7 protein-coding genes are annotated in these 6,567 nt (G+C 46.9%); 4 read left to right on the forward strand and 3 right to left on the reverse strand.

The genetic code is table 11. The features are described 5' to 3' along the window. Positions 1 to 408 precede the first annotated feature (408 nt). From bchL to NZ772_02370, 3 genes are all read left to right on the forward strand, one after another. On the forward strand, positions 409 to 1,272 hold the full coding sequence (gene bchL, locus NZ772_02360; protein ID MCS6812404.1) for a ferredoxin:protochlorophyllide reductase (ATP-dependent) iron-sulfur ATP-binding protein: 864 nt from the start codon (positions 409 to 411) through the stop codon (positions 1,270 to 1,272). A gap of 96 nt (positions 1,273 to 1,368) precedes the next feature. Next, complete coding sequence (locus NZ772_02365) at positions 1,369 to 1,767, forward strand: DUF5331 domain-containing protein (protein ID MCS6812405.1); 399 nt, start codon at positions 1,369 to 1,371, stop codon at positions 1,765 to 1,767. A gap of 39 nt (positions 1,768 to 1,806) precedes the next feature. Continuing rightward, positions 1,807 to 3,210, forward strand: coding sequence for a ferredoxin:protochlorophyllide reductase (ATP-dependent) subunit N (locus NZ772_02370; protein MCS6812406.1), 1,404 nt, complete (start codon positions 1,807 to 1,809; stop codon positions 3,208 to 3,210). A 617-nt stretch (positions 3,211 to 3,827) separates the two neighbouring features. Here the strand turns inward: NZ772_02370 and NZ772_02375 are convergent. Beyond that, a complete protein-coding gene (locus NZ772_02375) occupies positions 3,828 to 4,259 on the reverse strand; it encodes a RusA family crossover junction endodeoxyribonuclease (GenBank protein MCS6812407.1) in 432 nt (143 codons plus the stop codon). Positions 4,260 to 4,917: 658 nt separating this feature from the next. Here NZ772_02375 and NZ772_02380 point away from each other — a divergent pair. After that, entirely contained in the window at positions 4,918 to 5,250 is a 333-nt protein-coding gene (locus NZ772_02380) for a hypothetical protein (protein ID MCS6812408.1), read from the forward strand. A gap of 57 nt (positions 5,251 to 5,307) precedes the next feature. On the opposite strand, the gene NZ772_02385 is transcribed toward NZ772_02380, so the two are convergent. Continuing rightward, positions 5,308 to 5,805 (reverse strand): YqeG family HAD IIIA-type phosphatase, encoded by a 498-nt coding sequence (locus NZ772_02385; GenBank protein ID MCS6812409.1) that lies wholly within the window; start codon positions 5,803 to 5,805, stop codon positions 5,308 to 5,310. Positions 5,806 to 5,851: 46 nt separating this feature from the next. Then, the coding region (locus NZ772_02390) for a paraslipin (protein ID MCS6812410.1) at positions 5,852 to 6,567 on the reverse strand (716 nt) is incomplete at its 5' end.

Raw genomic sequence — 6,567 nt, forward strand, 5'->3', positions numbered from 1 at the left:
AAGGACTTAAGTCCATAACAATAACACCGATTCCTCATGTTATGGCTACAGATAGCTTGTAGTAAGGACTTAAGTCCTTACTACGAACTTATGGCCTAGGAGGTCAGCCAAATTTTATTTTTGTTTTTGTTCTTCTTTTTATATAAAGCAAACTGTAAAAGTTCAAAATTAGGGCTTTTTAGTCATGGCAAAGTTTGGTTGTTGAATACAGAAGTAAGGGTACTTTAGAAAATCTCTAAACCGGATTTAAGCCTACGATCGTTTTTGCAGCCCCTTTATTTTGCCGGAGCCTTCTTCCATAATGCAGACACAAGCAACCATCACAAATCACTAAATCATCACGGTGACTGTCTACCTAGTGACTCAACTGCCGACAGATCACCCTTTCACCCCTTAGGAGAGGTCATTATGAAACTTGCAGTTTATGGCAAAGGTGGCATTGGTAAATCCACTACGAGTTGCAACATCTCGGTAGCGCTAGCACGGCGGGGCAAAAAGGTTCTGCAAATTGGCTGCGACCCCAAGCACGACAGCACCTTCACCCTCACTGGCTTTTTGATCCCCACAATTATCGATACCTTGCAAGAGAAGGACTATCACTACGAAGATGTTTGGCCTGAGGATGTGATTTACAAGGGCTATGGTGGTGTGGACTGCGTGGAAGCAGGTGGTCCCCCTGCAGGCGCAGGCTGTGGTGGCTATGTCGTGGGCGAAACAGTGAAACTGCTCAAGGAACTCAACGCCTTTGATGAATATGATGTGATTTTGTTTGATGTATTGGGCGATGTCGTGTGTGGCGGGTTTGCCGCTCCCCTCAATTACGCCGACTATTGCCTGATTGTCACCGACAACGGCTTTGATGCCCTGTTTGCAGCTAACCGAATTGCAGCCTCCGTCCGAGAAAAGGCACGTACCCATCCGCTCCGCCTCGCAGGGTTGATTGGTAACCGTACCTCTAAGCGCGATCTGATTGACAAGTATGTGGAAGCAGTGCCCATGCCTGTTTTGGAAGTTCTACCCCTGATTGAAGACATTCGCGTATCGCGGGTGAAGGGTAAGACGCTGTTTGAAATGGCTGAGCAAGATCCATCCCTTAACTATGTGTGTGACTACTACCTCAACATTGCTGACCAAATTTTAGCGCTGCCAGAGGGTGTAGTGCCCAAGGATGCACCTGATCGCGAGCTGTTCTCCTTGCTATCAGACTTCTACCTCAACCCCACCCAGCCTACTGCCAACTCCGAGGCTGAGCTAGACCTAATGATGGTGTAGCCCTAGGTCTGAAGAAAGCGTTGAGTTTTGGGGATTTCATGCCAAGGTTCGGTAGCGTAAACTCTCGGAACTCATCACGTCATTCTGGGAGCATTTGTGAACGTTGAACAACTCCGGCAATCCCTCAAGGTGAAATGGTTAACCTACTATCGAGACAATCGCCAGTGGCTGAGCCGTCTTGGAGTTTGGGTCACTTGTAATGGCAAGCGCCGACCCTCGTCTAGCTTTATCTTGGCAACACTCTCAGTGGTAGAGCCGCAATTCACCCAGTTGTTACCGTTAATTGTGGATTTGACCAACAATCCCGATCGCATCGTGGAAGCCTTGGGGTTAAACCTCAACCCAGACGAAGAGCTAAAGTCTGCTTCGGTGCAACGACTGTTGAACAACTCACCCAAATTCTTGCCCAGTGGGGGTTGTACCACAGACATTCCTATCCCCTTCAGCTCAACCGCCGAAATCAACGCGATCGATGAAACCTGTGAAGGTAAATAAATTAACAACCCCTTTTGATTTCTTACCTCGTTACTACCTATGACATCCCTAACTGAAACCCAACCCCAAGCATTGCAATTTGAGTGCGAAACAGGCAATTACCACACCTTTTGCCCGATTAGTTGTGTGGCTTGGTTATACCAGAAAATTGAAGATAGCTTCTTTTTGGTGATTGGCACCAAGACCTGTGGATATTTTCTCCAGAATGCGATGGGGGTCATGATTTTTGCTGAACCACGCTACGCCATGGCAGAACTGGAGGAGGGCGATATTTCTGCCCAGTTGAATGATTATGAGGAGCTAAAGCGCCTATGTTTACAGATTAAGCGCGATCGTAACCCCTCAGTCATTGTTTGGATTGGCACCTGCACTACGGAAATCATCAAAATGGACTTGGAGGGTATGGCTCCTAAGCTAGAGGCTGAAATCGGCATCCCGATCGTTGTTGCCCGCGCCAATGGGCTGGACTACGCCTTTACCCAGGGAGAAGACACTGTGTTGGCAGCTATGGCGCACCGTTGCCCTGACAAGGCTCCTACCAGTGAAACAGAAAGAATTGAGCGCAATGCCATCCAGAAATTGCTCAACTTCGGACGCAAGCAGGATGACGTAGCAGCAGCAGAGTCTGAGTATGTCGATCATCCTCCCCTAGTGCTATTTGGTTCCCTGCCAGATCCAGTGGTTACCCAACTGACCCTGGAGTTGAAAAAACATGGGATCAAGGTCTCTGGCTGGTTGCCTGCCAAGCGCTACACCGAACTGCCAGTGATTGAAGAGGGCTATTACGTGGCAGGGGTGAATCCGTTCTTGAGTCGCACAGCCACTACCTTGATGCGGCGGCGCAAGTGTAAGCTGATTGGGGCACCATTTCCCATTGGCCCCGATGGCACCCGTGCCTGGATTGAGAAAATCTGCTCAGTATTTGGCGTAGAACCCAAGGGCTTGGCAGAGCGAGAGGCCCAAATCTGGGCTAGCTTAGAAGACTACATTCAACTGATTCGCGGAAAATCCGTGTTCTTCATGGGCGACAACCTGTTAGAAATCTCCTTGGCTCGATTTCTGATCCGCTGTGGCATGACTTGCCCAGAAATTGGTATCCCCTATATGGACAAGCGCTACCAAGCCGCTGAACTAGACCTGCTGGAGAAGACCTGCCGAGAGATGGGGGTACCGTTGCCGACGATCGTCGAAAAGCCAGACAACTATAACCAGATCAAGCGCATTCGAGATCTGGGTGTGGATCTTGTAATCACAGGTATGGCCCATGCTAATCCCTTAGAAGCACGGGGCATTAACACCAAATGGTCTGTAGAGTTCACCTTTGCCCAAATTCATGGCTTCACCAACGCCCGTGACATCCTAGAACTGGTGACCCGTCCCCTGCGTCGCAACCATGCCCTCAAGGATTTAGGCTGGGAGAAACTAGTGCGAGAAGAAGCATAAAGCTCTCACCAAAGAGACCTCTTCACTCGTCGCTCTACTGGCATCACGCCACTTTTTCATCAGTTGGTGTAGGTCGCCTTGCTTTTATGGCAATGGGTGCATCCCACTCACGCAAATAAGCCCTCATCTCCCAGCCCCTCGCGAACAGGGAGTTGGGAGAAGGGGAACCAGACTGGAAGTCTTCCTCTCTGTCCTCAAGATACAAGGGTGAGGGCCACACAAGAGGGATACGCCCTATAGCGATTCCAAGTAGCAATGAGACACTAGGCGATGCAATAACCGCGAATAATCTCATCCAACGACGTATTTGGAGCCGAACCCCAACCCCTCTCCTAAAGCGCTATCCATGATGCAAAAGTCTCTAAAAGCCCTACTAAACAATGTTTTCAGTTTATCATCACCCAAAATCTAGATGGGGTAAGGGATTCAGAGAATCTCAGGTGCAAACGAACCTGTGAAAACCCAGCCATGACTGGATCAATGACTTCATGAAAAGTAACTCGCTGAAACCTTTGTGCAGTAAAGGTTCTGGCACGTTTCTCGTAATGGATAGCCCAAAATGCAGGCGAGGGGTTTAAGTATCTCTTTCTAACCTGGAATGACTATGGCATCCCCTCTTAGCTTAGCTCTATTGGGTTTGGCGCAGACTTGACTAGAATGTGCAAGAACTCTTCACCCTTGGAAAATGCATCTGCTAGTACGGCTGACATTCCCTTTACTCGAAATGGCCCATTCAAGTTTCGGCGACGGCTGAGAAAGTCAGTAATTTGATAATCGTCTACGTAGATAACGCCATTCATAGCATCGCGCACAGGTTTGATGATGTTGTCGTTGTCAGGAACCCCGCTCTCATTCCACGTTGCTTCAAAGTAATGGGTAATCACAACCTGAAGCGGTTCACCTGTGGGTGGATTTTTCCAATAATTACGGGCAGTATTGTGTACAGTCTGACACCAATCACGCAGAATTTGTTTGTTCTTTGTTTGATGGGAAACGGGTTTACCCACAACAACAAACTCGAATGGTAATAGTTGAGGATGGATAGTCATAGATATATCCTTAGAAACTAGGCTAAGATTTGAATTTTTTTGACTCAACTTAATCCGCAGCTAATTGACTAATCACTAAGTCAACTCTTAAGTCAACTCTAGTAATTAGTTACTAAGCAGTGATGATTAAAATCATCACTATTGTCAGATACACACCAACATGAACGAGGGTATTTATCGCCCTGAACCGCGATCGTCATCCTCGTAGAAAACGCTAGATCGATGTTTTGTCATGGCATTATCCTCGCGGAATGATCAAGATTAGCCAGGTTATAAATAGACATCAATTGCTCAGCTTTAGCTTTGGCCGCATTCCGAATAAATTCCGATCGATTCTCTCCGGCTAGGAGTATTACCGTGTGAATCAGCTCTAGTTCAACGCTAGAAAAGCGGATAGGAATAATATGATACCTCGTCAATCTATGCATTGTCTTTTGTAAGATACAACAAATATATTTTGTACACTACAATAGACAAAAATCAAGTAGGCTATCAAAATTTTTGGGGAAAAACTCAATTTCCCTACAGATGTATAGAGGGGCATTGCCCCTAGAGGGTATATATCCTATTGCTAAATTATTCCTTTATGCTGCAAGAATGAAGTCAGAATCAATCTCAGAGATTTAGTTAGATTGTGCGGTGAGGATATTACTAGCTCATGTCTCTTAATCACGTGGTGATTGCCAAAATTCTCGATAAAATCAATTTGCGTCAAGAGTTAAGGTTAGCCTGTCGTTTCTTACTGGAAGTTAATGAACACGACGGCTACGATCTGTTGATTCGCGCTAGGGATCAATCATCGGCTGATGCAATCGCCCGACTTGGAGTTGATTTAATTTGCTGTGCTGCGTCGGTGATACCAATGCGTTATCTAATGGTTTGGGGTCCTAGAAATGGTAGGCCATTGATATTTCCTGCCAAGGAAATTCTGAGCCAGTTGAAGGTGCATCAACTCACTGTGAGCGATAATGTACTTGACTTCAAGACTTAGCTGCCTAGAGAGTGCTACTCAGAGAATCAACTGTTTACATGCAACTGTTTACAGTAATTACATTAAGTGCTGGGCAAGCCAAATTTCCAGCGATCGCAGCCAGTGTTTCCAAGTTTGGCCATCATCGGTAATTGGCTCTACCAAGATAGTAAACAGACCTAGACGATTGCCTGCTAACACATCAGTGAACAGTCGATCGCCCACCATTCCTACCTGTTGGGGGGGCAATGCCATGGCCGCCAAAGCTTGACGAATCTTGCGGCGAGATGGCTTGCCAGCTCCGGCTAAATAAGGCAAGCCTAGAGAATTTGCTATTTGTTGGATTCTAACCTCATTCAAATTATTGCTTACCAGCCAGATGTTTGCTTCTAACTTTAACTGGGTTGCCCATTGAACTAGCTCAACAGACAACTGACTCTTTGACGTAGGCAACAGAGTTTCATCCACATCTAAAATTAAGCCCTTGAGACCATGCTGGGCCAAAAGATCTGGGGTAAGGCTTAAGACTGTTGTTCCTAGGGTTAAGTCGGGTTCCAGCAAGGCGCGCCAAGACATAGGGTTGTTAAAAGAGAGATTGTAAACTGGCTATTGGGTCGTGCTTCTAGGTCTTAGTCCCATTATTTGAGCTGGGATTACCCTTCACTAGGGTATCTTGAATAGTGTTGGCTTCTTGCTCGATTAAGGCCGCAACTTGCTCAGTCAAGGCTTCTGGATTCATAAAGACAATCTTAGAGTTAGGGCTTTCACTCAGCTTAAAGCTAGAGTCCATATATCCCTTGGCAATCAAAAACTGCATAATCTCCCTGGCATTTTCGCCTTGCAGTGCTTCAGATATCTTTTTCACGTAGGCTAGCGTGCCTTCAGCCTCTACTTCGGCTGCTCGTTTCTTTCCTTCTGCTTCAGAGATTGAGGCCTGTCGCTTACTGCGAGCAGCACTTTCCAACTCCAGCGCCTCTAGAATCTTGGGGGTGGGGGTAATGCTCTTTACTTCCACACGAGTGACTTTTACACCCCACGTTTCTGTCACCTTGTCCAATTCTAGGAGCATGGTGCGGTTGATTTCTTCCCGCGAGGAAAAGGTTTTTGACAATTCCATTTGCCCGATCGCCGATCGCAGGTTGGTCAACACCAGTGTTTTGATTGCACCCTCCACGTCTTCAACATCGTAGTAAGCAACTTTAAGATCAACAACTCGCCAATAGACCACAGCGTCTACGTTCACCGGTGAGCCATCTTTAGTGATAGCTTCAGTCGGCTCTACATCGGTGTATTGCTCACCAGCAGTGTACTCACAAACAATTGTGTCGAACAACGGCA

The organism is Cyanobacteriota bacterium, assembly GCA_025054735.1.
In the GTDB taxonomy this organism is placed as follows: Bacteria; Cyanobacteriota; Cyanobacteriia; order SKYG9; family SKYG9; genus SKYG9.

Bases quoted from the DNA above. Each gene is read 5' to 3' on its own strand.
- bchL (MCS6812404.1), top strand. From the start codon at position 409: ATGAAACTTGCAGTTTATGGCAAAGGTGGCATTGGTAAATCCACTACG.
- NZ772_02385 (MCS6812409.1), bottom strand. From the start codon at position 5,805: ATGTCTTGGCGCGCCTTGCTGGAACCCGACTTAACCCTAGGAACAACA.
- NZ772_02380 (MCS6812408.1), top strand. From the start codon at position 4,918: ATGTCTCTTAATCACGTGGTGATTGCCAAAATTCTCGATAAAATCAAT.
- NZ772_02370 (MCS6812406.1), top strand. From the start codon at position 1,807: ATGACATCCCTAACTGAAACCCAACCCCAAGCATTGCAATTTGAGTGC.
- NZ772_02375 (MCS6812407.1), bottom strand. From the start codon at position 4,259: ATGACTATCCATCCTCAACTATTACCATTCGAGTTTGTTGTTGTGGGT.